Source organism: Streptococcus salivarius (genome assembly GCF_009738225.1).
Lineage (GTDB): Bacteria > Bacillota > Bacilli > Lactobacillales > Streptococcaceae > Streptococcus.
Window position 1 is genome coordinate 537,413 of sequence record NZ_CP018187.1, and the last position, 24,301, is coordinate 561,713.

The 24,301-nt window shown below is 39.8% G+C and carries 23 protein-coding genes, 3 pseudogenes and 1 other annotated feature; of the genes and pseudogenes, 22 read left to right on the top strand and 4 right to left on the bottom strand.

Features of this window, described 5'->3' with window-relative positions; genetic code table 11:
• Nucleotides 1–257: 257 nt before the first annotated feature.
• The 6 genes from BSR19_RS02740 to rplL all read left to right on the top strand — a co-directional run bounded on the left by BSR19_RS02740 (nt 258) and on the right by rplL (nt 5,483).
• Nucleotides 258–1,013, top strand: coding sequence for a class I SAM-dependent methyltransferase (locus BSR19_RS02740; RefSeq protein WP_156246487.1), 756 nt, complete (start codon nt 258–260; stop codon nt 1,011–1,013).
• A gap of 63 nt (nt 1,014–1,076) precedes the next feature.
• Nucleotides 1,077–2,330 (top strand): efflux RND transporter periplasmic adaptor subunit, encoded by a 1,254-nt coding sequence (locus tag BSR19_RS02745; protein WP_156246489.1) that lies wholly within the window; start codon nt 1,077–1,079, stop codon nt 2,328–2,330.
• 10 nt (nt 2,331–2,340) lie between these two features.
• Nucleotides 2,341–3,027, top strand: coding sequence for an ABC transporter ATP-binding protein (locus tag BSR19_RS02750; protein WP_414820570.1), 687 nt, complete (start codon nt 2,341–2,343; stop codon nt 3,025–3,027).
• A 9-nt stretch (nt 3,028–3,036) separates the two neighbouring features.
• The gene (locus tag BSR19_RS02755) at nt 3,037–4,245 is read left to right on the top strand and encodes an ABC transporter permease (RefSeq protein WP_156246493.1); all 1,209 of its coding nucleotides are present in this window, start codon (nt 3,037–3,039) and stop codon (nt 4,243–4,245) included.
• Nucleotides 4,246–4,368: 123 nt separating this feature from the next.
• Nucleotides 4,369–4,505: a sequence feature (ribosomal protein L10 leader region), on the top strand.
• A gap of 31 nt (nt 4,506–4,536) precedes the next feature.
• Nucleotides 4,537–5,040 carry a 50S ribosomal protein L10 gene (gene rplJ / locus BSR19_RS02760; protein WP_003095623.1) on the top strand — a complete coding sequence of 168 codons (504 nt, stop codon included), beginning with the start codon at nt 4,537–4,539 and terminating at the stop codon, nt 5,038–5,040.
• Nucleotides 5,041–5,114: 74 nt separating this feature from the next.
• Nucleotides 5,115–5,483 carry a 50S ribosomal protein L7/L12 gene (gene rplL / locus BSR19_RS02765; RefSeq protein WP_004183006.1) on the top strand — a complete coding sequence of 123 codons (369 nt, stop codon included), beginning with the start codon at nt 5,115–5,117 and terminating at the stop codon, nt 5,481–5,483.
• Between the two features lie 194 nt (nt 5,484–5,677).
• Here the strand turns inward: rplL and BSR19_RS02770 are convergent, their stop codons facing one another.
• Nucleotides 5,678–5,878: a hypothetical protein gene (locus BSR19_RS02770; protein WP_156246495.1), complete on the bottom strand. Its 201-nt coding sequence runs from the start codon at nt 5,876–5,878 to the stop codon at nt 5,678–5,680.
• A gap of 402 nt (nt 5,879–6,280) precedes the next feature.
• On the opposite strand from BSR19_RS02770, the gene BSR19_RS02775 reads away from it, so the two are divergent.
• Nucleotides 6,281–6,847, top strand: a complete 567-nt coding sequence (locus BSR19_RS02775) for a transcriptional regulator (protein WP_156246497.1) — start codon at nt 6,281–6,283, stop codon at nt 6,845–6,847.
• Nucleotides 6,848–7,086: 239 nt separating this feature from the next.
• Here the strand turns inward: BSR19_RS02775 and BSR19_RS02780 are convergent, their stop codons facing one another.
• Nucleotides 7,087–8,394, bottom strand: a complete 1,308-nt coding sequence (locus BSR19_RS02780; RefSeq protein WP_156246499.1) for a sensor histidine kinase — start codon at nt 8,392–8,394, stop codon at nt 7,087–7,089.
• A 9-nt stretch (nt 8,395–8,403) separates the two neighbouring features.
• Nucleotides 8,404–9,147 (bottom strand): response regulator transcription factor, encoded by a 744-nt coding sequence (locus tag BSR19_RS02785; protein WP_156246501.1) that lies wholly within the window; start codon nt 9,145–9,147, stop codon nt 8,404–8,406.
• 1,018 nt (nt 9,148–10,165) lie between these two features.
• On the opposite strand from BSR19_RS02785, the gene tnpA reads away from it, so the two are divergent.
• From tnpA to BSR19_RS02835, 10 genes and pseudogenes are all read left to right on the top strand, one after another.
• Nucleotides 10,166–10,639, top strand: coding sequence for an IS200/IS605 family transposase (tnpA, locus tag BSR19_RS02790; RefSeq protein ID WP_002891962.1), 474 nt, complete (start codon nt 10,166–10,168; stop codon nt 10,637–10,639).
• Nucleotides 10,640–10,799: 160 nt separating this feature from the next.
• The gene (locus tag BSR19_RS11795) at nt 10,800–10,922 is read left to right on the top strand and encodes a hypothetical protein (protein WP_002269975.1); all 123 of its coding nucleotides are present in this window, start codon (nt 10,800–10,802) and stop codon (nt 10,920–10,922) included.
• A gap of 56 nt (nt 10,923–10,978) precedes the next feature.
• Nucleotides 10,979–12,055, top strand: a complete 1,077-nt coding sequence (locus BSR19_RS11445; RefSeq protein WP_414820571.1) for a CHAP domain-containing protein — start codon at nt 10,979–10,981, stop codon at nt 12,053–12,055.
• Nucleotides 12,056–12,112: 57 nt separating this feature from the next.
• A pseudogene (locus BSR19_RS02805) lies at nt 12,113–12,706 on the top strand (type IV toxin-antitoxin system AbiEi family antitoxin domain-containing protein).
• A pseudogene (locus tag BSR19_RS11950) lies at nt 12,703–12,768 on the top strand (nucleotidyl transferase AbiEii/AbiGii toxin family protein); the annotation flags it as partial. The pseudogenes BSR19_RS02805 and BSR19_RS11950, both read left to right, overlap by 4 nt.
• 165 nt (nt 12,769–12,933) lie before the next feature.
• The gene (locus BSR19_RS02815; RefSeq protein WP_156246503.1) at nt 12,934–14,487 is read left to right on the top strand and encodes a BCCT family transporter; all 1,554 of its coding nucleotides are present in this window, start codon (nt 12,934–12,936) and stop codon (nt 14,485–14,487) included.
• 9 nt (nt 14,488–14,496) lie between these two features.
• Nucleotides 14,497–14,616, top strand: coding sequence for a LysR family transcriptional regulator (locus tag BSR19_RS02820; protein ID WP_156246504.1), 120 nt, complete (start codon nt 14,497–14,499; stop codon nt 14,614–14,616).
• A gap of 42 nt (nt 14,617–14,658) precedes the next feature.
• Nucleotides 14,659–15,390 (top strand): LysR family transcriptional regulator substrate-binding protein, encoded by a 732-nt coding sequence (locus tag BSR19_RS02825; RefSeq protein WP_156246506.1) that lies wholly within the window; start codon nt 14,659–14,661, stop codon nt 15,388–15,390.
• Nucleotides 15,391–15,605: 215 nt separating this feature from the next.
• A complete protein-coding gene (locus BSR19_RS02830; RefSeq protein WP_156246510.1) occupies nt 15,606–17,342 on the top strand; it encodes an ABC transporter ATP-binding protein in 1,737 nt (578 codons plus the stop codon).
• A gap of 12 nt (nt 17,343–17,354) precedes the next feature.
• Entirely contained in the window at nt 17,355–19,142 is a 1,788-nt protein-coding gene (locus BSR19_RS02835; protein ID WP_156246514.1) for an ABC transporter ATP-binding protein, read from the top strand.
• 97 nt (nt 19,143–19,239) lie between these two features.
• Here the strand turns inward: BSR19_RS02835 and queA are convergent, their stop codons facing one another.
• A complete protein-coding gene (gene queA / locus BSR19_RS02840) occupies nt 19,240–20,283 on the bottom strand; it encodes a tRNA preQ1(34) S-adenosylmethionine ribosyltransferase-isomerase QueA (RefSeq protein ID WP_070476548.1) in 1,044 nt (347 codons plus the stop codon).
• Between the two features lie 150 nt (nt 20,284–20,433).
• Between queA and BSR19_RS02845 the strand changes: the two genes are divergently transcribed.
• From BSR19_RS02845 to BSR19_RS02865, 5 genes and pseudogenes are all read left to right on the top strand, one after another.
• Nucleotides 20,434–21,135, top strand: coding sequence for a glucosamine-6-phosphate deaminase (locus tag BSR19_RS02845; RefSeq protein WP_156246516.1), 702 nt, complete (start codon nt 20,434–20,436; stop codon nt 21,133–21,135).
• 189 nt (nt 21,136–21,324) lie between these two features.
• Entirely contained in the window at nt 21,325–22,308 is a 984-nt protein-coding gene (gene trhO, locus BSR19_RS02850) for an oxygen-dependent tRNA uridine(34) hydroxylase TrhO (protein WP_156246518.1), read from the top strand.
• 65 nt (nt 22,309–22,373) lie between these two features.
• Nucleotides 22,374–22,571, top strand: a pseudogene (locus BSR19_RS11575) (hypothetical protein); the annotation flags it as partial.
• Nucleotides 22,572–22,649: 78 nt separating this feature from the next.
• Nucleotides 22,650–23,420, top strand: coding sequence for a nucleoside phosphorylase (locus BSR19_RS02860; protein WP_156246520.1), 771 nt, complete (start codon nt 22,650–22,652; stop codon nt 23,418–23,420).
• A gap of 90 nt (nt 23,421–23,510) precedes the next feature.
• A complete protein-coding gene (locus BSR19_RS02865) occupies nt 23,511–24,194 on the top strand; it encodes a VIT1/CCC1 transporter family protein (protein ID WP_002886159.1) in 684 nt (227 codons plus the stop codon).
• Nucleotides 24,195–24,301 lie beyond the last annotated feature (107 nt).

A 24,301-nucleotide genomic window follows, 5' to 3' on the forward strand; every position in this document is an offset into this window, starting at 1 on the left:
ATGACTAAGTTTTGAGCCGAAAGTCTCAAAACTTCCGAACGTCTGAAACGATTAGTTTCAGACGTTTTCATCACTGCCAAAAGTCTCGGTCTAAGCTGACTAGGTTCGCAAAATCTATTTCATATTTAAAAATAGTTTAATTATGTTCTGAGTCTCAGCCTTGCTGGGGCTTTTTCTTACACAAATGTAAGCTAACAAGTTAAAAATGAAAGCTAAGACGATGGTTTTGTTTCCTAAGATTCTGCTATACTAGAAACATGATTATTACGACATCTTTACGTGAAAATGAGACCTTGATTGCGCGTGCCCAAGAATTAGCTAGCGAACTAGGAGCTGACTATCAGCCGCGACGCAAGTTGTCTTTATCCAAATGTCTGGAACGATTTGGCCCCTTTTATCTTCTATATAAAGACAGATTGTCTTTTGTCAATTCGGATGCTAGTGAGTTGACCTTCCATCCAGATACGGCTGCTCTCAGGATTAAGGCCCCCCATGACGCTTTAGTCAGTCTTTTAGGTAAGTCTCCCAAATCTATTCTTGACACGACCATGGGTTTGGCTTCTGATAGCTTAGTGATGGCAGCAGTGGGAAATCAGGTGACTGCCCTTGAGAGTCAAGATGTGATTTTTCAGGTGGTTTCTCGTGGTCTTGCCTCTTATCAGACGGATGATAAGCAGCTTGAAAAAGCCATGCGTTCTATTAAAGCTATTAAGAGCGATAGCTTGTCTTTTTTGAAAGCTAAAGCTGACAATTCCTTTGATATCATCTATGCCGATCCTATGTTTTCAGAAATCATCAAGGAATCGGAAAATCTAGAGGCTATCAAGCCTCTGGCCAATGGTAGCCGTCTGACAGAAGAATGGCTAAAAGAATCTAAACGTGTTGCACGGGAAAAAATTATCATCAAGGCACATTTTCGAGATACCGTTTTTGAAGAACTTGGTTTTGAACGCCAGGTTCGGCCCAATCAAAAGTTGCATTATGGTGTCATGGATGTAAGAGAGGGTCATTGACAGTGGAAATTAAAAGTATTACAATTGTTTTATCCATGTAGTACAAATAGAAAAGAGAGATTTATGCGAAAGAAAATCAGTCCAAAGTTATTTAAAAATAAAAAAAGAGTTTGGATCATTGGAGGAATTGGCTTCCTTGTCCTTTTGGTCCTAGGCTTTAACCTTTTTGCAGGTGGTGGCAAGAATGATAAGGCTTCTGAGTCCCCTACAGCAAGTAAGGTAACTAAGGGGCAGCTAGCCTCGTCGACCCTTCTGACTGGCATGGTGAAGGCTCAGTCGGAACAGTATGTTTATTTTGACAATACCATTGGACGCAATGCCACTGTGACAGTCTCTGTTGGTGAGGAAGTTAGCGTCGGTCAGCAACTGGTCCAATACGATAGCACCTCAGCCCAAGCGGCTTATGATACGGCTAGTCGTGCCTACAATAAGGCAGTTCGTGACCGTAATTATTTCCAACAGTATGGGACGGCTCCTGCGGCTTCAGCACAAACAAGTAGTGATTCGGATGAGGATGATTCGACAACTATCGTTAGCCCTCAGCAGCGTCAGCAAACCGAGGCAAGTAATTACCAAACCTTGCAAGATTATAATGATGCCATTGCCAATGCAGCATCAGAGCTAGAAAAGGCACAAGATGTTCTCAACCAAACAGTCATTGTTTCAGATGCTAATGGGACAGTCGTAGAAGTCGCGGACTCTGTGGACCCTGCTTCAAAAGAGAGCCAAACCCTAGTTCATGTGACAAGTGAAGGCCAATTTGAGATTCAAGGGACCTTAACAGAATATGACATTCCAAATATTTCAGTAGGTCAGAAGGTTAAGATTACTTCTAAAGTCTACCCAGATCAAACTTGGACAGGTAAAGTCAGCTACGTTTCCAATTATCCTAAGCAAAATGCCAGTCAGTCAACGGGGACATCTGGCAATTCAGGTCAGTCAGGTTCCCAGTATGAATATAAGGTTCAGTTGACCAGTCCTATCGGCAAACTTAAGCAAGGTTTTAATGTATCTCTTGAAGTGACAAAGGATGATGATGCCTTGTTAGTTCCAGTAACTGCTGTGAGCAAGAAAGGCTCTGACAACTATGTCTGGGTTTACGATGACGAGACTCAGAAAATCAAGCAAGTTAAGGTCAAACTTGGTAATGCAGATGGCAAGCAACAAGAAATTGCATCAGGACTTAAAGAGGGTCAAAAGGTCATCACCAAGGCCGAAAAATCCTTTAAGGATGGCGAGACCTTAAAGGATGTGACGGATGCTGATAGCAAAAAATCAAAAGACACTAGTGGAGAAGAGGTGAAGTCTAGTGACTAAGCCAGCTCTTATGGTTTTAAAAGGCATCACCAAGTCTTTCAAAAATGGTCAAGAGTCCTTGCAGGTACTCAAGGGTATTGATTTATCGGTTGAAGAAGGTGACTTTGTGGCTATCATGGGTCCTTCTGGTTCAGGGAAATCAACCCTCATGAATATTATCGGACTCCTTGATCAACCGACTACAGGTTCCTATCAACTTGAGGGGGAAGATGTGGATGACCTCTCCGAAAATCGATTAGCCAAGGTGCGAAATGACCAGATTGGCTTTATCTTTCAACAATTTTTTCTCTTGCCAAAGTTAAGTGCCCAAAAGAATGTAGAGCTTCCCTTGATTTATGCAGGGAAATCTCCACGTGAACGTAAGCAAAGGGCACAACAATTCTTGGAAAAAGTTGGCTTGTCAGACCGTAGCCATCACCTACCATCGGAGCTGTCTGGTGGACAAAAGCAGAGGGTGGCTATTGCGCGTGCCCTATCTAATGACCCAGCAATCATTTTGGCGGACGAGCCTACGGGTGCTCTTGATACCAAGACGGGGATGCAGATTATGGAGCTCTTAACCCAGCTGAATCGTGAAGGAAAGACTATCATCATGGTTACCCATGAGCCAGAGATTGCAGACTATGCCCGACGTAAGATTGTCATCCGTGATGGGGAGATTACCCAGGATACAACTGATAGCGTTCGGATTGACTAGGAGGTAAGAATGGAAAATTGGAAATTTGCTCTTAGTTCTATTCGTTCACACAAGATGAGGTCCTTCCTGACCATGTTGGGAATCATCATTGGTGTTGCCGCGGTAGTACTTATCATGGGGCTAGGAAATGGAATGCGTCAGAGTGTTACCGATAGTGTGACTGGTGACAAGGATACAGTTCAAGTCTACTATGAAGCCAAGGGTGAGGAGCTAGATCCTGCTTATGCAGATTTGGCACAACCTACCAAACCGGTTAAAGAAGTTTGGTTAGAGCAAGTGGCTAAGCAGACGCCAGGTATCGATAGTTATTTTGTGACCAACAGCCTAACTTCCTCGATCTCCCTCCAAAAAAAGACCGTGAAGAATGTTAATATCACAGGTGCCAGTCAGGGCTACTTTAAAGCCAAAAAGTTAGAAATGTTGACAGGACGTTCCTTGCAAGACAATGATTATAAAAACTTTTCACGAGTTATTGTCATTGATCAGATGGTGGCTAAAAAACTCTTTGAGACGAATGAGGATGCCCTTAACCAAGTGGTTACTATTGGGAACAATGATTATCGTGTGATTGGTGTTTATAAGAATAAAGACACAGCAATCGGTGCCTACGGCGAAATTGGAACAGCTCTTGTGGCCAATACCCAGCTAGCGGCTGAAAATAACACTGACGCTATTGGTCAAATTTTTTTCCATGTGACCGATGTGAAAAATAGTAGTAGCGTTGCTAAGGATGCTGCTAAACGCTTGACCCAGTTGTCCCAAGATGACAATGGAGAGTACAAGGCGGCAGATATGAGTTCAGCCTTAGATCAGGTCAACACGATCTTTGGAACCATAACCACTGTTGTTGGTGCCATTGCTGGGATTTCATTATTAGTTGGTGGGATTGGTGTTATGAATATCATGCTGGTTTCGGTAACTGAGCGGACACGAGAGATTGGCCTTCGTAAAGCTTTAGGCGCCACACGTCGTAAAATCTTGACTCAGTTTTTAATTGAATCGATGGTCCTTACCATCCTGGGTGGTTTGATTGGTCTAGGTTTTGCGGCCCTTGTAGTTGGACCAATTGGGAGTGCAATGGATCTTAAAGCAACGGTCTCTCTTGGCGTAGCCATGGGAAGCATAGCCTTCTCAGCAAGCGTAGGAATCATTTTTGGCCTCCTGCCGGCTAATAAGGCTTCAAAACTCGACCCTATCGAAGCTCTTAGATATGATTAGAAATGACCTCTTGAAATCTTTGGATTTTAAGAGGTTTTATGGTGTTCAAAAAAAGATAGAGAAAAAATCAAAAAAAGTTGTATTTTTTTCTTGACGTCTGATATAGGTCATGGTATTATATATGAGGTTTGAAAAAACTGACCTAAGACAGTTGGGGAGCTAGACTCGTAAACATCCAACCGAGGCACAAAACGTAACTATTTTTTTGTAACGTATTGTACTTTCGTGTCTAGGTTTAGGTACGTTTTTTTTGTGCCTAGCCCAAAAATAAAAACGGAGGTAAAACTACTAATGAGTGAAGCTATTATTGCTAAGAAAGCTGAACAGGTTGCTATCGTCGCTGAGAAAATGAAAGCAGCAGCATCTATCGTTGTTGTTGACTCTCGTGGACTTACAGTTGACCAAGATACAGTTCTTCGTCGTAATCTTCGTGAATCAGGCGTTGAATTTAAAGTTATCAAAAACTCTATCTTGAGCCGTGCAGCTGAAGAAGCAGGTCTTGAAGACCTTAAAGAACTTTTTGTTGGTCCATCTGCAGTAGCATTCTCAAACGAAGATGTTATCGCACCAGCAAAAGTTATTAGCGAATTTGCTAAAGACGCAGAAGCTCTTGAAATCAAAGGTGGTGTTGTTGACGGCGCGTTCACTTCAGTCGAAGAAATCAACGCTCTTGCATCACTTCCAAACAAAGAAGGTATGCTTTCTATGCTCCTTTCTGTACTTCAAGCGCCAGTGCGCAACGTTGCATACGCTGTCAAAGCGGTTGCAGAAAGCAAAGAAGACGGTGCTGCATAAGCCCATCTTCACAACTCGTAGCCTAAGCTACGTTTAAAACACTATATTAAAAAACACATTTGGAGGAAATCACAATGGCATTGAACATTGAAAACATTATTGCTGAAATTAAAGAAGCTTCAATCCTTGAATTGAACGACCTTGTAAAAGCTATCGAAGAAGAGTTTGGCGTAACTGCTGCTGCTCCTGTAGCTGCTGCTGCAGCTGGTGCTGCTGACGCTGGTGCTGCTAAAGATTCATTCGACGTTGAATTGACATCTGCAGGCGACAAAAAAGTTGGCGTTATCAAAGTTGTACGTGAAATCACAGGCGAAGGTCTTAAAGAAGCTAAAGCTATCGTTGACGGTGCACCATCAGTTATTAAAGAAGGTGTTGCTGCAGCTGAAGCTGAAGAAATCAAAGCTAAACTTGAAGAAGCAGGAGCTTCAGTTACTCTTAAATAATAAGGTAACGACTCAAGTCGCTTAAAAAAGAAAACCAGGGCATCAGCTCTGGTTTTTTATTGCGATAAGCGATTGATAGAAACTGATAAATTGATTTGGTTTCCTGCCAAAAATCCTGCCAAAAATTCTTTGGCAGTTTTTTTGTTTTTCTATTTTAGACTGATTTTGTTTGTTTTTAATATGAGCTGTAATTATCACATATTGGTTTTTACTAATATAAAATATTTTGGATCATATCTAAATGTTAAGTAAGTATGTCTTACTCCAGCGCCATTTCGAATAAATAATTTTAAGTAAGAGTAATCCTCATTATGTTCTATATTTATGATTTTTCCTCTTGCAATAACTGTATTTCTTCTCCTATTTTTTATTTGGGAATTGACATGATTCATCATTTATTATCTCCTTATTTTCAATTTTTCTAAATATATTATGTTTGATATTAGTCGTAGAAAAATACGAGAACTAACCTTTTTATAAATTTTCATTTTCAATAGTCAATTCTTCACAACGAAAATCTGATTCATTATCTGTTTTACCATCATATCCAAATAGCAAAGTAGGGGGTGGATCACGCCTTTCACCCTCTAAGTAATCTCGTTCGTATTGTGCAAGTTTTTCATTTAATTCTGTATCATGACGAATAATATTATAAAGACTATCGTTTTAAACAGACACTAAAAATAGAAGATGTTGTCCTTTTATGACGAAAAAACTACAGTTTATGACTTCAATGAAACTTTAGTTGTCTTTATATTATACTAATCTTGTAAATCATAAGAAAAGGAACGTCAATCATGAAAACAACAACTAAACTCATTGGTATCCTATCAGCTCTTATTGTAGTTATCCTCGCTATCTTCTTAGTGACTAAGTTTAACAGTCATGAGTCGGCGCGTGTTAGCTCAAGTAGTAGCTCAGTCAGGACGGTTAAGAAATCATCTTCAAGCTCAAGTAAAGCTGTTAAGAAGGATAAGAAAGCAGCTCAATCATCATCTTCAGCAGTTTCAAGTAAAGAAAATGACAACCAGGCTTCAGCAGTAGTACCTAAAGCTTCTTCTCAAGAACAAGCTCAAGCAGGTACCACAGATGGTGGGCAAGTGGCTGAAGCAACAACACCAGCTTCTCAAGTTGGAGGAGTTGAAGGTGGTCGAGGTGCTTGGACAGCTACTTCTGGAACATTGACACTTGATGAGGAAACCCCTGTATATGCTGCACCAGATAAAGACAGTGAGGTTGTTTCTAAAATGCCTGCAGGTGATGTTGATTGGGATAAATATGAAATTTTACCTGATGGAAACTGGTATAGTTTTGTCAAAGATGGGCAACGTTATTATATTTCATATTCAGATGTAGGGCATTGATAAATGATTAAGAAGTCTTTATAAACCACTTTTCAAGTCTATCAAGGCTTTAAGAAAAACATGAAATAAAAAAGACAGTAACTATTCTGAAGTTACTGTCTTATTTTGGTCTTACGAAAACCACTAGCTATTCTAGTGGTCCCAAAAATTATTAAGCTATGTAGCAAAAAATACTAGAAACAGACTATTCAAATGCAAAACCTAAGTCGATTAAAGAGGTTAAAATTAAAAGTCGAGACTTACTTACAAAATCTTATGGTTTGAGAAAAGAGATGATTTGCACTACGAGTGGTAATCGTAGATTTAGGGTATTTTTCCAATATGCTATTTACATTATGTAACCCAAGACCTCTTCCTTTCCCTTTACTAGAGTACCCCCTAGCAAAAATATGACTAACATCCACTTTTTCTGATTTTATACTATTTTCAACGATAAGTACCAATGAATCATCATTATTTATGAAAACAACAGTCATTCTAGGACTTGTGGCTTTAATGGTGGCTTCAATGGCATTATCACAAAGGACAGAAAGAACAGTTATGAAATCTAGTAATTCTATCCTAAAATTACTAACAGGTTCTTCAATCTCAACAGAAATTGAAATTCCCCTATTTTGTGCCTCAAGTAATTTAGCGGAAAGAATACTTTTGATAGCATCATTCTTAATATTACTAAGTTTAGCAATATCAAACTTACTATCATAGAATTGGGTTCCACTATCTCTAAGTACGCCATTGTATACAGTTTTAATAGCTTCAATATCTTGATTATCAATTCCTAATTTTAGACTGGTCAAAATATTAATGTAGTCATGACGGAAACTTCTAATTTCCTCATAAAGTGATTCAACATGATGACTATAGATAGCTAGTTCATTTAGTTGAGTATCTTTTTGATCAATTATTTCCTTCTCTAGTTTTTCTTTTGAAATTGCATTGAGATAGAGTAGCATTACAAAAAACAGAACAATATAAAAGTTATTAATATGTCCTCTCCAGTTATCTGCATCAGCTAATTTGTCTCTATAAATAACAAGTAAAGAAACTAAGAGCATATATACAAACATAGAGATGTTGATCAGTAATAATAAATACTTGAAATAGTAACGCTTGAAACCTTCTTTTATTTCGTCAAAATCTAACCTAAGAGATTTTACTATGAGTAAATGGAGAGGGAAAACCAGTAATTGAATTAAGATATCATACCAACTTAGTTTGACTTCATTGAAGACAGAGACTCCTAGTAGAGGGAAAACGTAGAATGCTAACATTCTACCTAGCAAGCTTTCAACGATAACGGGGTACAAGCCATAAAAAATATCAAGTGTTTTACTACCATACTTATTTTGATATATATTATAAGCAATAAAGATAAAAAAGAAAGCAAAGTACCCAACAGGAGGACATATGATGAGGAGTAGAACATACAAAAATGGACCAATAATACACCACAAAGGTTTGATTGGTTGGTTACTAACCTGTTGAAACAGTAACAATGCTACTAATATCTTAGAATAGAACAGCAATAAATTTATAACTATATCCATAGAAACACCTTAGCTTTTCAGAGATTTAACTTTTTCTAGGAGGCCCTTATATTTCGTACGCGAAATGGGACATTCATTATTATTTTCAAACATTACCATTTTCTCTTCTTTATTGATCTTAACGATATTTTCAGGATTAACGATAAATGAACGATGGCATCGAAATAGGCGGTCATCAGCTCGTTCAACTTCTGAAATACTGGCGTAGAACTCCATGCGTTCTTCTTTAGTATGCAAAATAACTTTATGTATTGTTGGAGATGTTTCAAAAAATAAGATATTGTTAAAAGGAACTTGAACGTGAGCCGTAGCTGTTTCAAAAGTAAAAGAATCTTGGGCAATAGTGGCACCCATTTTATCCATGGTATATTCAATTGCTAAATGAACACGTTCATAAAACTTTTCATCATCCAAAGCTTTATCAATAAAATCTAGTGCAGCAACTCTATATTTAAAAGTGACTGGCATAAATTCTGAATGTGTTGTTACAAAAACAATTGTTGCATTAGGGTCTTTTTTCCGAATTTCTTTTGCAATGTCTAGCCCCTTTTTTTCTTCTCCTTTAATTTCAATATCTAAAAAGAAAAGTTGATGAGAACCTCTTTCGGTAATCGCATCAAGTAACTGGCTAGGTTTTCCAAAAATCTCAGGTCCTTTACATTTTAGAGATTTTTTTGCAATAACATCCTTAATAACAGTCTCTATTCGTGTTTGTTGTAAAAATTCGTCTTCTAAAATAAAAATATTTAACAATTAGTGTACTCTCCATTCGATAAAATATTTAGTACTGTAGTAAAAGACATTGAAGTCTTTTTCCAGTATGAAAATATATTTGTTTTGTTTTTTTAGGACGTCTAAATAAAAATCCATGTTTCTTTGCAAATACAGATAATTTTCCCTAACATGCAGTACACATATAAGTATGGAAACTTTTAAGTAATGATAGTAAAACCGGTATATCGTAACAGTTCTAGAAACTATTATATCGGTATACTTTTACTGAAAATGACAAAAAATGAACCGTTTATGATATATGACAAATTAAATGGTATAACCAAGCTATAATAAAAATAGGAATTGGAGGTGAAGTATGTTCAATATTGTGAGGCACTTTTGGTTGTTGATAACTGTTAAAAAGTATATTAAAAAATATAAGTTAAAAGTTAAAGTTAACAATCATTTTAATTCTATAAGGATTACTACAGCAACTAACACTCTTTATTTTATCACATTTACAAAGAATTGTAATTATGGAAAAAAGTTAAAAAAATTAGGAGGAGTAACGTTTATGCACAAATTATTTTATTGACAGCGAATATTGATTATAACAAAATATTTAATGAACATCTCGAACTATTAGGTGTCATTGATATCAAAAAGTCATTAGCGAATACCTCTAATGAAATTAGTGATTATCTAGATTATTTTTTTAATATCGAAAAGGTGCACTAACCTCCATGTACATGTAAACTGTACTTGAGGTTATTTTTTTATCATCAGATTAAATAGTTTTTCGATGTTTTATCGTAATAAACGTTTTGTTTAGGTAGTGTAAAATAAGTTATGTAAACTTAAAAAGGAATAAATACGTTATATTAGAGTTGCAATACCTTACTAGAAAGAGATTTATTCCTATGGTTCAGTTTACCACAGAATTACTTAACTTCTTAGCCCAAAAGAGGTATAGCGGTATATCAAAAAAGTCCCCCTAAAGTGTTATATTAGATAAGGTTTCCCGACCACTAACTAATATACAAAAGGAGGACCCCTGATGAGACAGGATAATAATAGTTTAGCACATACTACATGGAATTGTAAGTATCATATTGTTTTCGCACCGAAATATAGACGTCAGATAATCTATGGGAAATACAAAGCAAGTATAGGTCAAATCTTACGATTATTATGTGAAAGAAAAGGTGTTGAAATACATGAAGCAGAAGCTTGCCCAGATCATATTCACATGTTGGTGAGTATACCACCGAAACTAAGTATTTCTTCATTTATGGGATATTTAAAGGGCAAAAGTAGCTTAATGATATTTGATCGACACGCTAATTTAAAGTATAAATATGGGAATCGCAAATTTTGGTGTCGAGGGTTTTATGTTGATACGGTTGGACGAAATCAGAAACGAATTGAAGAATATATTCGTAATCAATTACAAGAAGACGTGATAGCAGATCAGCTAAGTCTATTTGAGGAGTACGATCCGTTTACAGGTGAGAAGAATAAAAGAAAGTAATCTTAAAGAGACCCGCTAGACGGGTCAGCTAGCAAAGGTGGTGCTGAAGGGAAACCATTCGGTAGGCCTTTAGGCCTCGGCCGGTAGCAGAGGCTTTCAGCCGAAGAGCAAGCCACCCGTTCTCACGGGTGGTTTTGACTTTTGCGTTTCGGAGGTAATTATGCAAAAGGAAGAACAGTCATCACGTCAAATCGTGAAGAGCCATATCATGACCATCATGGGAGTTGATAATCTAAAAGCAACTCAACTGGTAAATGAAATGGAACAAACAGGTTTAATCTGATTTGATGAATTCGGGAATTTTGGAATTTTAGTCTTGGAGGGATAATCATGAAACGTATTACTGCTAATCAATTTCAGACATCAGAGCGTTATTATAAACTCCCAAAAGTCTTGTTTAAAGATTACGCTAAAAAATACGGTCACGAGAACTTTACCATGAGAAACTGGGCAGATTTTCAATACTATAAGGATAAGACGTTGGATTTGGTGATTGCGGTCACAACAGCGAAGTTTACCCTTTTTAATATCCAATCGGTGATTGATTTGACGCAAAAAGACTCTATGGACTTGAAAACGTGGGGCACTCAGAAGACTATGGTCTATCTTGTTATTCCAGATAATGATACTACCTTTCGTTTTCTATCTGCTTTATTTTTCTCTATGGTTTTCTCCACTTTGACCAGACAGGCTGATGTGGACTTTAAAGGGCAACTGCCTATCCATGTTAGAAGCTATCTGGATGAGTTTGCTAATGTCGGAGAAATCCCAGACTTCGCCGAACAAACCTCAACAGTTAGCTCTTGGAATATGAGTCTAGTACCAATCTTGCAAAATATCGCCCAACTCTTTCTCATTTACTGGGAAGGAAATAGTGGTGATAAACTACTTGAACGTCAGACACGAGCCAGTGAGTGGTATTACCAAATTGAAAAAGACTTTAGTCAACCCAACGGCGGGACAGCACAAAGTGATCTAAAAGCACTTGAAGCTGTACGAGGAGACCTTTTTGAAAACTCTATTCCAGGAGGTGGTGATGGTATGGGTTACGCTTACGGCCAATGTACTTGGGGAGTCACAGCCCGTATTAACCAACTGGGTCTAAAACTCAAAGGAAAAAACGGTGAGAAGATTCCAATTATCAGTACCATGGGCAATGGCCAAGATTGGGTACGAACAGCCGCAAGTCTCGGTGGGGAGACAGGGACAAGTCCACAAGCAGGAGCTATTATTTCCTTTGCGGGAGGAGGACATGGCACACCAGCAGAATACGGACATGTGGCTTTCATCGAAAAACTCTACCCAAATGGCTCATTCCTTATCTCCGAAACCAATTACAATGGCAATCCAAATCATACCTTCCGTAAATTATCTGGAGTGGATAGTAACTTGAGTTTTGCGTATACGACGAAATAAAAAAGGATATGCTAACAATGACTTGATTTGTTAGCATATTGTTTTGGAGGTGGTGATATGGATTTGTTAGAGAAACCCGTTTATAATTATATTAAAAATAATCATGGAGTAATAACTTTTCGTGATATGGAAGAGCTTAACTTTTCTTATCAATAACTGAATCAATTAGTCTCAAAAGGGAAAGTGGAATCAATTGAAAAAGGTATCTATCATCTGCCAGATACCTATATCGATGACTATTTTAGTTTACAGTACCGTTTTCCAAAAGGAATTTATTCCTTAGAAACAGCACTTTGGTTACATGGTCTGTCCCTTACCATTCCATTTGAGCCTGTGATGACTTTTCCTTTCGGGACAAATACGAGGCCAATGAAAGAGGCTGGTGTCAAGCCAATTGTCGCTAGAAAGTATCATGAAATCGGTATTATTAGACTGGAGCGACAGGCTGGACAGTTTATCTCAGTATATGATATGGAACGAACATTAGTGGTGTGTTTGAGAACAGCTTATCATGTCGATATTCAAGTTATTGCTCCAGCTTTTCAAGCTTACTTTAAAAAAGGAGCTGTTGATTATGCCAAGTTGTATCACTATGCACAACTATTTAAAGTAACCGAAAAACTACAATCATATGTGGAGGTCTTGTCGTGAAATTTTCAAATGCTAATAGTTTCAAAGCTAAAATCAAGAATATTGCAAAAGAAAAAGGGATCTCTTTCTCAAAAGATTAGTCAAATATTTGAAGAATACGGTGCGAATATGTTGGATGTATTCGGTTGTTATATGTATAAATTAAACAATCGTGTTATAATGAAACCATATAGAATTTTAAGTTTTCTCAAAAACTTTTTATAACTAAGAACACATAAGGAGGTAAAATGGTGAAGCATTCTAAAAGAACGAAAGTTTTTCAGCTTTCACTCGTCATCATATTTATTTTAGTCTTGTTAGGGCTCTTTGTTCCCCAGCAGTTTCAAAATATTAGTTCTTACTTAAAAAATCTCTTAACAACTAGTGTTGGCTGGTTTTACTTGTTATTGGTTACGGGGATTTTAATTTTTTGTGTCTTTTTAATTGTAAGTCCGATAGGGCAGATTCGCTTGGGTAATCCCACGAGTCGGCCAGAGCATTCGACGACGTCATGGATTGCCATGATGTTTTCTGCTGGAATGGGGATTGGTCTGGTCTTTTATGGGGCAGCAGAGCCTTTGAGTCACTTTGCTATCTCGACGCCCAATGCAGAAATAGGCAGTGCGGATGCTCTCGCAGATGCTTTTCGTTTTACTTTTTTTCACTGGGGATTTCATGCTTGGGCGGTCTATGCCCTGGTGGGATTGTCTTTGGCTTATTTTGGCTTTCGTAAACGGGAGAAATATCAGCTCTCAGTCGTCTTTAAGCCTCTTTTTGGAAAATATGCGGACGGACCAATAGCAACCATTATCGATACCATCACCATTATTGCGACAGTGATTGGGGTAGCGACAACGCTCGGCTTTGGTGCCTCACAAATCAATGGTGGTCTCTCCTATGTCTTTGGTATTCCTAATAATAGTCTTGTGCAAGTCATCATTATCATCATTGCGACAATTCTTTTTATTATTTCTGCCTTATCAGGTTTAGGAAAGGGTGTTAAAATCCTATCTAATACAAACTTGATTTTAGCTATTGTCTTGCTTGCTGGAGTCATAGTTTTGGGGCCAACGGTTAAGATATTTGACACCATGACAGACTCTATCGGCCTTTATTTTCAAAACTTCTTCCGTATGAGTTTTCGGGCGGCGGCTTTTGATGAGACCAAGCGGGCTTGGATTAACCAATGGACCATTTTTTACTGGGCATGGTGGATTTCCTGGTCACCTTTTGTGGGCGTCTTTATTGCCCGTATCTCAAAAGGTCGGACTATTCGCGAATTTTTGACAGTAGTGCTTTTGGCACCAACAGTCCTTAGTTTTATCTGGTTTTCTGCTTTTGGTACCTTATCTACTTCACTACAAGATTCGGGGGTTGATTTGATACGTTTTGCCACAGAAGAAATTCTTTTTGCCTCTTTTAATGAATATCCTCTGGGAAGTGTCCTTTCACTCCTGGCAATTATTTTAGTTTTAACCTTCTTTGTGACCTCGGCGGATTCTGCCACCTATGTTTTGGCCATGTTGTCTGAAGATGGCAATCTAAATCCAAGTAATCGTAAAAAGGTGGTTTGGGGTGTCATGCTGGCCTTGATTGCTATTGCACTCATGTTTTCTGGTGGATTGACAGCTTTACAAAACACGCTCATTATTGTCGCTTTTCCATTTTCCATAGTACTAGTGTTGATGATGTGGTCGCTTATGAAAGAGTTATATCACGAAAAAGAGCAAATGGGACTCGCCATTACACCAGACCGGTATCCTGAGAAGAATCAACCGTTTAAATCTTATGAGGAAAATTAGGAGGATGGCATGGAGTTAAGAGTGCTTCGTTATTTTATTACTATTGCTGAGGAGGGGAGTATCTCCAAGGCAGCTGAGAAGCTGATGATTACTCAGCCGACACTCAGTCGTCAGTTAAAAGATTTATAGCAGGAACTTGGTGAACCTCTTTTTATCCGTGAACATAAACAAATGATTCTCACAGAAGCTGGACATTTCCTCAAGGATAGAGCAGTGGATATCCTAGAGTTAAGTATGCAGACCGAGGAGGAATTTGAGCGTCGCAGACAGGCTCTATTTTCTGGACAGAAAGCTATCGGTTGCATTGAATCTGAGAGTAGCCAGTTGTTGGGTGGAATAATTGAGGATTTGCTTATCGATTATCCGCATGTGAATTTTCAGCTTTATAGTGGAACAAGTGATGATATTCAGGATAAGTTGGATAAAGGGATTTTGGATTTCGGTATACTTTTAACCCCAGTTAATGTAGATTGGTATCAAAGTCATTTTTTGCCTGTGAAGGAGCGATGGGGAGTCTTGGTAGGTAGCCATTCCCATCTGGCCAAATTTCCAAGAGTGACTGTCACAGATATGGAAAACATCCCAGTGATTTTCCCAAACCGAAAGGAAATCAAGGATTTTTTGATTCCTTGGGCTAGAGGTCATCAAGATAACATGGTGGTTATCGGTAGTAGTAATCTGGCTTTCAATGCAATTCCTCTGGTGGAACATGAAATCGGGGCTCTAGTCTGTATTGAGGGAGCTGTCAAAAACAGAATCAATGCTGAGGTAACTTTTGTCCCTATGGAGCCTTCTCTCTACTCTGAGATGATATTAGTCTGGAAGGAAAGTCGCTATCTTTCTCTTGTGGCACAAGAATTTTTAAAGCGGATTAAAGTTTATTATCCAGCAGAGTTATTCTAAAGAAATAATAAGGTAACGACTCAAGTCGCTTAAAAAAGAAAACCAGGGCATAAGCTCTGGTTTTTCTATTGCTTTTAATATTTTCATTTGTTAGAATGTAGGTAATGTGCGTGCTTGTCACGCCCTTTTTCTGTGCTTTTTAAGTCTCTAGCAGTTGTACATAACTAGAAAAGCTCTAAAGGCATGGTAAATGCTAAAAAGAAAAGGAGAAATTTATGGCTTATATTTGGTATTATCTCAGGCGTTATCCTAAGTGGCTGGCGATGAATTTTACGGCGGCCATTTTATTTGTTATTGCTAACCTGGGTCTGCCGACGGTTCTTGCCAGAATGATTGATGAGGGAATAAACCGTGGTGATGTTGATAAGCTTTACGCTTATGCTTGGGTCATGTTTGGTGTAGTTTTGACTGGGATTGTTGGTCGTATACTTCTGTCCTATGCGGTTGGTAAATTGACCACTACTATGGTGCAAGTCATGCGTAATGACATTTATGCTAAGCTTCAGGAGTATTCCCACCACGAGTATGAGCAGATAGGGGTATCCTCTTTGGTGACTCGTATTACATCAGATGCTTTTGTGCTTATGCAGTTTGCGGATCAGGTTCTTAAGCTAGGTGTTATCACTCCTTTGATGATGGTTTCCAGTGTCTTTTTGATTTTGACGACAAGTCCATCTTTGGCTTGGATTGTGGCCATCTCCTTGCCTTTCCTAGCCGTAGTAGTCTGGTATGTGGCGGTAAAAACGCGTCCGCTTTCTGAAAAGCAACAGGCAACTCTCGACAAGATTAACCAGTATGCTCGTGAAAATCTGACTGGACTTCGTGTCATTCGTGCTTTCGCTAGAGAAGATTTTCAAGAGAAGAAGTTCGCTTCTGAAAATGCTGTCTATGCGGATAATTCAAACAAACTTTTTAAATTGACTGGTTTGACCGAGCCACTTTTTGTGCAAATCATCATTGCCATGATTGTGGCTATTGTTTGGTTTGCCCTAGAGCCATTAGGTTCTGGAACTTTGGCAATTGGGGACTTGGTTGCCTTTATTGAGTACAGTTTCCATGCACTATTGTCCTTCCTCTTCTTAGCTAATCTCTTTACCATGTATCCTCGTACGGCAGTATCTAGTGAACGTCTGCAGGAAATTATGGACATGCCTATTTCTATCAATCCAAATGAAGATGGGGTGACAGAGACTGAAACTAAGGGATATTTGGAATTTGATAATGTGACCTTCGCCTATCCTGGTGAGACGGAGAGTCCTGTCCTACACAATATTTCTTTCAAGGCAAAACCTGGTGAAACCATTGCCTTTATTGGGTCTACGGGTTCAGGAAAATCATCACTTGTACAGTTGATTCCACGCTTTTATGATGTCACACTTGGACGCATTCTTGTTGATGGTGTAGATGTTCGTGACTACAATCTTAAGGCTCTTCGTCGTAAGATTGGCTTTATTCCACAAAAAGCCCTACTCTTTACAGGGACTATCGGTGAAAATATCCGTTATGGTAAGGAAAATGCCAGTCATGAAGAATTGAATCAAGCTACTGATGTGGCTCAAGCCAAGGAATTTATCGAAAGTAAGGAAGAACGCTATGATTCTCACTTGGCTGAGGGTGGCAGCAACCTTTCTGGGGGACAGAAGCAGCGTTTGTCAATTGCACGTGCGGTGGTTAAACGTCCTGATCTCTATATCTTTGATGATTCCTTCTCTGCCTTGGACTACAAGACTGATGCGACCTTGCGCCGTCGTCTAAAAGAAGTGACTCAAGATGCGACAGTCCTGATTGTAGCCCAACGTGTGGGAACTATCATGGATGCTGATCAAATCATTGTTTTGGATGAAGGTGAAATCGTTGGTCGTGGCCGTCATGAAGAGCTTATGGAAAGCAATGACATTTACCGTGAAATTGCTAATTCACAATTGAATCAAAAGAGTCTTACGGAAGACTAGAAGGGGGTCAAAATGAAGAATAATAAAAAGAAAACAAATCATTCCTCAAGTTTTGGCCGTCTTTGGTCATACTTGCAGGTTTATCGTTTCCCACTTTACCTAGCTATTTTCCTGAAAATTGTTAGTGTCATTATGAGTGTTCTCGAACCTGTGGTCATTGGTTTAGCCATTACCGAGTTGACTAAAAATACACTGAACATCATTAAGGGGGTAGAAGGGGCTCATATCAACGTGCCCTACGTTGGGTTAGTTTTGGTCTTTTACCTCTTGCGTGGTCTCATTTATGAGTTGGCTGTCTACTATTCTAACTATTTCATGACCAATGCTGTGCAAGCAACGGTTCAGGATATGCGAAATGAGATGACTGAGAAAATCAATCGTACCTCAGTGTCATACTTTGATAAGCATCAATTTGGAGACCTTTTGGGTCGCTTTACGAGTGACGTTGAGACAGTTTCGAATGCCTTGCAGCAGTCCTTCTTGCAGGTTGTCAATGCCGTCTTTACTCTAGCCTTGGTTATTGGGACAGTGCTTTACCTTAATCTTCAATTGGGAGCTATAGTTGTCGTCACTATTCCCATTACTTACTTTGGCGCTCGCTTCATTATGAGTAAGTCTCAACCTTACTTTAAGCAGCAGGCTGATGCCCTAGGTACTCTTAACGGTTTTGTTCAGGAAAATCTGACTGGTTTCAATGTGCTTAAACTTTTTGGCCGTGAGGATAAATCTTTAGACGACTTTAAAGAGATTACGGAAGACCTTCAGAAGGTAGGTTTTAAGGCCAATTTCATTTCAGGCCTCATGATGCCTGTACTTAATGGTTTATCTGACTTGACCTATCTAATTGTCGCTGTTCTAGGTGGTTTGCAAGTTTTGGCTGGTCGCTTGACGATTGGTAATATGCAGGCCTTTGTTCAGTACGTTTGGCAGATTAATCAACCTATTCAGAACTTGACTCAGTTAGCTGGACAATTGCAGAGTGCTAAGTCTTCTTTGGACCGTATTTTCCAACTGATGGATGAACCAGACGAGGCTAATGATGCTACTGAAGTGCTTGAAGGAGATTTGACCGGTCGGGTTAGCTTTAAGCATGTAGACTTCCAGTATGTGGCTGATAAACCTTTGATTCGTGACTTTAATCTTGAAGTCAATCCTGGCGAAATGGTCGCTATTGTCGGCCCAACTGGTGCCGGAAAATCAACGATTATCAATCTTCTCATGCGTTTCTATGATGTGACTGCAGGTTCTATCTCGGTTGATGGTCATGATATTCGTAACTTATCACGTCAGGATTATCGTAAACAGTTTGGTATGGTACTTCAGGATGCTTGGCTCTTTGAAGGAACTATCAAGGAAAATCTTCGCTTTGGTAATCTTGAGGCAACTGACGAAGAAATTGTTGAAGCCGCTAAGGCTGCCAATGTGGACCACTTTATCCGTACGCTACCTGGCGGTTACAACATGGAAATGAACCAGGAATCAAGTAACATTTCACTGGGACAAAAGCAACTTTTGACCATTGCGCGTGCGCTTTTGGCTGATCCGAAAATTTTGATTTTGGACGAGGCAACCTCATCAGTTGATACCCGTTTGGAACTCTTGATTCAAAAGGCTATGAAGACTCTCATGCAGGGTCGAACAAGCTTTGTCATCGCTCACCGTTTATCAACTATCCAAGAAGCAGACAAGATTTTGGTCCTTAAAGATGGTCAAATCATCGAACAAGGGAACCATGAATCCCTTCTTGCAGATAAAGGCTTCTATTACGATTTGTATAATAGCCAGTTTGCAGAGAAATAAATAAAATAATCCACCAGTTATGAACTGATGGATTTTTGCTGATTTTAACGAGCAATAAAAGAGACTTCCCCAGTGAGAGAAGTCTCAAAATTAATATTTATTTCTCAGCAGGTCGTGTGACGAACATGGCATCTCCGAAACTGAAGAAGCGGTAGCGTTCTTGGACGGCGTGTTTATAGGCATCAAGGACGAATTCACGACCAGCAAAGGCTGAAACCAACATGACCAGAGTTGATTTTGGAAGGTGGAAGTTGGTTGAGAAGGCGTCTACTACTGTGAATTGGTAGCCTGGTTTGATAAAGATATTGGTCCAGCCTGAGTCGGCTTGGAGTTGACCATCGTATTTATTGCCGATTGTTTCTAGTGTTCGGATAGAGGTTGTTCCCACTGCAATGATGCGTCCTCCAGCGGCTTTGACGCTATTGAGAGTATCGGCAGCGTCTTGGCTGAGGGTGTAAAATTCTGAGTGCATCTCATGTTCGTCGACATTATCGACAGAAACAGGTCGGAAGGTTCCCAGTCCAACGTGAAGGGTGAGGTAGACCAATTTTACGCCTTTAGCTTCAATCTTTTGAAGTAATTCAGGAGTGAAATGGAGACCAGCTGTTGGAGCAGCGGCAGAGCCATTTTCCTTAGCATAGACTGTTTGGTAACGGTCGCGGTCTTCCAATTTTTCATGGATATAAGGTGGCAATGGCATCTCGCCCAAGCTTTCCAAAACTTCAAGGAAGATACCGTCGTAGCTAAATTCTACGATACGGCCACCGTGATCTAGTTCCTCAGTGACAGTGGCAGTCAAGCGTCCATCCCCAAAACTGACTTTAGCACCTACTTTAAGGCGTTTGGCTGGCTTAGCCAAAACTTCCCATTGATCGCCTTGGGTATTTTTCAAAAGGAGAAATTCCACATGGCCGTGGGTATCAGGCTTTTCACCGTAGAGGCGGGCAGGAAGCACGCGCGTATTGTTCATGACCAAGGCATCGCCAGGGTTAAGCTGGTCGATGATATGGTCGAAGTGGGTATCAGTCATTTCCTTGGTTACAGGATCAATGACCAAGAGTTTAGAAGCATCACGTTGTTCCAATGGGGTTTGGGCAATCAGTTCCTCTGGTAGTTCAAAATCAAAATCGTTTGTATTCATTTGTTTCCTCGTTTAAAAATTTTCAGCCTTTTTATTATAGCACGATATAGGGCGACCGTCATTAAAGGAGTCGAGTGAAAGCGCTTGACAAAAAGGTTAAAAAAAGAGATAATAAAGAAAATGGTATATACCAATATCGAGGTGAATAGAATGAAAAAGATTTTAGTTAAGAATCAAGTTGAGGGAGGCCAAGTTGCCTTTGATCTTCTTAAAGAGAGCCTTGCAGCGGGTGCTCAAACATTGGGCTTGGCGACAGGTAGTTCACCTATCGCCCTTTACCAAGAGATGGTTGAAAGCGACGTGGATTTTTCGGAACTTTACAGCGTCAATTTGGATGAGTACGTTGGACTGGCACCAGACCATGAGCAGAGCTATCATGCCTTTATGAAGGCTCAACTCTTTGATGCCAAGCCATTCAAGGAAAGCTTCTTGCCTGACGGCATGGCTGAGGACTTGGATCAGGCGGCTAAGGATTACGATGACGTCTTGGCACAACATGCCATTGATTTGCAAATCCTAGGAATTGGAAGTAATGGGCATATTGGTTTTAATGAGCCAGGTACGCCTTTTGATAGTCAAACTCATGTGGTCGACTTGACTGACAGCACCATTGAAGCCAATAGCCGTTTCTTTGCCAGTCGTGATCAAGTCCCTACAAAGGCTATTTCGATGGGGATTGCTTCTATTATGGCTGCTAAGAAGATTATCTTGTTTGCCTATGGCGACAAGAAGGCAGATGCCATTTTCAAGATGGTCAAGGGTCCGGTGACAGAGGAAGTCCCAGCTAGTGTCTTGCAAAATCATCCTGATGTGACTCTTATCCTAGATGAGGCAGCCGCTGCGAAATTGTAATACTATCTTTTGAAAAACAATCTTACGAAACTCAGGTTGAGCCATTTGGCGCTCAACCTTTTTCTTTTGTGAAAAGTTACTTCCAAGCAAATCAATTGCCTAGCTCTCTTTGATAGCGCTATAATAGTTAAGTTGACTTTGACTATCAAACAACAGATATAGATATCTCATAAAGAAAGAGGACATACAATGGCAAAACCTATTCGAGTATTGCTTTATTATAAATACCTTCCCATCGAAAATGCTGAGCAATTTGCGGCTGACCACTTGGCCTTCTGTAAGTCAATCGGCCTCAAAGGACGTATCCTAGTCGCTGACGAGGGAATCAATGGAACGGTTTCTGGTGACTATGAAACCACTCAAAAATACATGGACTACGTTCACAGCCTTCCAGGGATGGAGGACCTTTGGTTCAAGATTGATGAGGAAGAGGAGCAAGCTTTCAAGAAGATGTTTGTTCGCTACAAGAAGGAAATCGTTCACCTTGGCTTAGAGGATGATAACTTTGACAGCGACATCAATCCGCTTGAAACAACGGGTGCCTACTTGTCACCAAAAGAGTTTAAAGACGCCCTTTTAGATGAGGACACAGTTGTCCTTGACACACGTAATGACTATGAGTATGACCTTGGTCACTTCCGTGGAGCCATTCGTCCAGACATTCGCAACTTCCGTGAATTGCCACAATGGGTCCGTGACCATAAAGAAGAGTTCATGGACAAGCGCGTGGTTGTGTACTGTACTGGTGGTGTCCGCTGTGAGAAATTCTCAGGTTGGATGGTCCGTGAAGGCTACAAAGATGTTGGTCAATTGCACGGTGGAATTGCCACTTACGGAAAAGATCCAGAGGTTCAAGGAGAGCTTTGGGATGGTAAGATGTATGTCTTTGACGAGCGTATTGCCGTTGATATCAACCATGTAGACCCTGTCGTTGTCGGTAAGGATTGGTTCGATGGGACGCCTTGCGAACGCTATGTCAACTGCGGTAACCCATTCTGTAACCGTCGTATCCTTGCCTCAGAGGAAAATGAAGATAAATACCTCCGTGGCTGCTCACATGAATGCCGTGTTCACCCACGCAACCGTTATGTCTCTGAAAATGGTTTGAACCAAGAAGAAGTTGTCGAACGTCTTGCGGCAATTGGTGAGATCTTGGATGTAACGCCTGCTTAAGTTTAAATAGTGAAGAAGCTGAGAGGAATCTCGGCTTTTTGTTTTGCAATTTATTTCTAACATAATGCCATTACATAATGATTGCAGAGGCAGTTGCATGCTTAGTCTATAGCTCCTTCTTTAACAAGGGTGTCATCACCTCTAATTACTTATATCATTTTGTTCCCTTTGTCTTTTTGGTGAATTGGGCTCTCACAGCACTGGGAAGATATGAGAGAAGACGTCTTGAAAAACAGCTGGACGATTTGGAGAATGAAGAATAAATAGTGATAGAATCAGACCGTTCTTTTTGGTCTGATTTTTTTGTGTTATAATGGGTCCTAAAACTAAGGAGGTCACGTATGCTACTAACTGAATTTGATGATAATAGACAAGCGATTATCAATCCACAAGACTTACACGAACCAATTGAAGGATTTCCCAAAGTTGTCATCTCTTGCTTTTCAAGAGTAACTTTTGCTCGCCTCCTTGAGAATTATGACCATGAGGTCATTGCAAGAACCTCTATGGCTAATTTTGAAGTCGTGGTCTATGGAATCACTATTGGAGACCAACAGATTGGTGCCTTTAATGCACCAGTTGGGGCTGCTTCCTGTGTGGGGATTATTGAGGACCTAATTCAATTTGGGATGGAAAAACTCGTTCTTTTTGGGACCTGTGGAGTTTTAGATCGAGATATCGAAGCGACCTCCATCATCATTCCAACAGCTGCTCTTCGCGACGAGGGGACCAGTTACCACTATCTTCCAGCTAGTGATGAAGTGGAAGTAAACAAGAAAACCCTTCCGCTCTTCCAAGCCTTTCTGGAAAGCCACAAGGTTTCCTATCAGTCAGGAAAAGTGTGGACGACAGATGCACCGTACCGGGAAACCATCGACAAGATGAAGCGACGAAAGGAAGCAGGAGCCATCTGTGTGGATATGGAATGTTCAGCAGTGGCAGCTTTAGCAGCTTATAGAGGCTTTGAGCTCTGCTATTTCTTCTACGCGGCAGACCACCTCTCGGAAGAAAAATGGGATATCCGAACCTTATCTAGTCATGAGGATTTAGATGAAAAGGACAAGGTAGCTTTATTAGCTTTGGAGTTTGCGTGTGACTGGAGTACACCTTAAAAATTCTACTTTTTAAACTTCTTATTTGTAATCATTCTAAATAACTGCTATAATACTTTTTAGAATCATTCTAAATAAGGAGTAAGAGAATTGGAAGATAAGAATTTTGCAGAACGTTTGAATATTTTGAGAGCTGGTGTTTTGGGTGCCAATGATGGTATCATTTCCATTGCGGGAGTGGTTATCGGTGTGGCCAGTGCGACATCAAACATCTGGTTCATCTTGATTTCTGCCTTGTCAGCGATTTTTGCCGGTGCCTTTTCGATGGCAGGTGGCGAATATGTCAGTGTGTCAACGCAAAAAGATACTGAAGAAGCTGCTATCGCTAAGGAACAAGCCCTCTTGGACCGCTCTCCTGAGGCAGCTAGAGAGAGTTTGTATCAAACCTTCCTCAGTCAGGGGGATTGTGAAACAGCAGCTGAAGTTAAGGTTAATCAAGCCTTCAATAAGAATCCGATTAAGGTCTTAGTTGAAGAAAAATATGGGGTGGATTTGGATGAAATTACTAATCCATGGCATGCTGCTGTATCTAGTTTCCTGGCTTTTTCAGTTGGTTCCTTGCCACCAGCCCTAGCTATCATGTTGTTCCCAGAGCCTTACCGTATTCCTGTAACAGTGGTCGTGGTTGCTCTTACCTTGCTTTTGACTGGTTATATCAGTGCTAAGCTCGGAAAAGCACCTGTAAAACAAGCGATGTTGCGTAACTTGACAGTAGGACTCTTGACCATGCTTGTGACTTTCTTGGTCGGGCATGTCTTCCATGTAAATGTGTAAGTGTTAATAATGGATAAGTCTATCTTTTAAGGTAGACTTTTTGTTTTATCCAGCGTTCTTTTGACATTTTTCTTCTGTCCTTCTTTTTTAGTCTGCTAGACCAGGCT

Excerpts from the sequence above, each read along its gene's own strand:
- BSR19_RS02740 (WP_156246487.1), top strand. The coding sequence starts at position 258 with ATGATTATTACGACATCTTTACGTGAAAATGAGACCTTGATTGCGCGT.
- BSR19_RS02745 (WP_156246489.1), top strand. The coding sequence starts at position 1,077 with ATGCGAAAGAAAATCAGTCCAAAGTTATTTAAAAATAAAAAAAGAGTT.
- BSR19_RS02750 (WP_414820570.1), top strand. The coding sequence starts at position 2,341 with ATGGTTTTAAAAGGCATCACCAAGTCTTTCAAAAATGGTCAAGAGTCC.
- BSR19_RS02755 (WP_156246493.1), top strand. The coding sequence starts at position 3,037 with ATGGAAAATTGGAAATTTGCTCTTAGTTCTATTCGTTCACACAAGATG.
- rplJ (WP_003095623.1), top strand. The coding sequence starts at position 4,537 with ATGAGTGAAGCTATTATTGCTAAGAAAGCTGAACAGGTTGCTATCGTC.
- rplL (WP_004183006.1), top strand. The coding sequence starts at position 5,115 with ATGGCATTGAACATTGAAAACATTATTGCTGAAATTAAAGAAGCTTCA.
- BSR19_RS02770 (WP_156246495.1), bottom strand. The coding sequence starts at position 5,878 with ATGATGAATCATGTCAATTCCCAAATAAAAAATAGGAGAAGAAATACA.
- BSR19_RS02775 (WP_156246497.1), top strand. The coding sequence starts at position 6,281 with ATGAAAACAACAACTAAACTCATTGGTATCCTATCAGCTCTTATTGTA.
- BSR19_RS02780 (WP_156246499.1), bottom strand. The coding sequence starts at position 8,394 with ATGGATATAGTTATAAATTTATTGCTGTTCTATTCTAAGATATTAGTA.
- tnpA (WP_002891962.1), top strand. The coding sequence starts at position 10,166 with ATGAGACAGGATAATAATAGTTTAGCACATACTACATGGAATTGTAAG.
- BSR19_RS11795 (WP_002269975.1), top strand. The coding sequence starts at position 10,800 with ATGCAAAAGGAAGAACAGTCATCACGTCAAATCGTGAAGAGCCATATC.
- BSR19_RS02815 (WP_156246503.1), top strand. The coding sequence starts at position 12,934 with ATGGTGAAGCATTCTAAAAGAACGAAAGTTTTTCAGCTTTCACTCGTC.
- BSR19_RS02820 (WP_156246504.1), top strand. The coding sequence starts at position 14,497 with ATGGAGTTAAGAGTGCTTCGTTATTTTATTACTATTGCTGAGGAGGGG.
- BSR19_RS02825 (WP_156246506.1), top strand. The coding sequence starts at position 14,659 with ATGATTCTCACAGAAGCTGGACATTTCCTCAAGGATAGAGCAGTGGAT.
- BSR19_RS02830 (WP_156246510.1), top strand. The coding sequence starts at position 15,606 with ATGGCTTATATTTGGTATTATCTCAGGCGTTATCCTAAGTGGCTGGCG.
- BSR19_RS02835 (WP_156246514.1), top strand. The coding sequence starts at position 17,355 with ATGAAGAATAATAAAAAGAAAACAAATCATTCCTCAAGTTTTGGCCGT.
- queA (WP_070476548.1), bottom strand. The coding sequence starts at position 20,283 with ATGAATACAAACGATTTTGATTTTGAACTACCAGAGGAACTGATTGCC.
- BSR19_RS02845 (WP_156246516.1), top strand. The coding sequence starts at position 20,434 with ATGAAAAAGATTTTAGTTAAGAATCAAGTTGAGGGAGGCCAAGTTGCC.
- trhO (WP_156246518.1), top strand. The coding sequence starts at position 21,325 with ATGGCAAAACCTATTCGAGTATTGCTTTATTATAAATACCTTCCCATC.
- BSR19_RS02860 (WP_156246520.1), top strand. The coding sequence starts at position 22,650 with ATGCTACTAACTGAATTTGATGATAATAGACAAGCGATTATCAATCCA.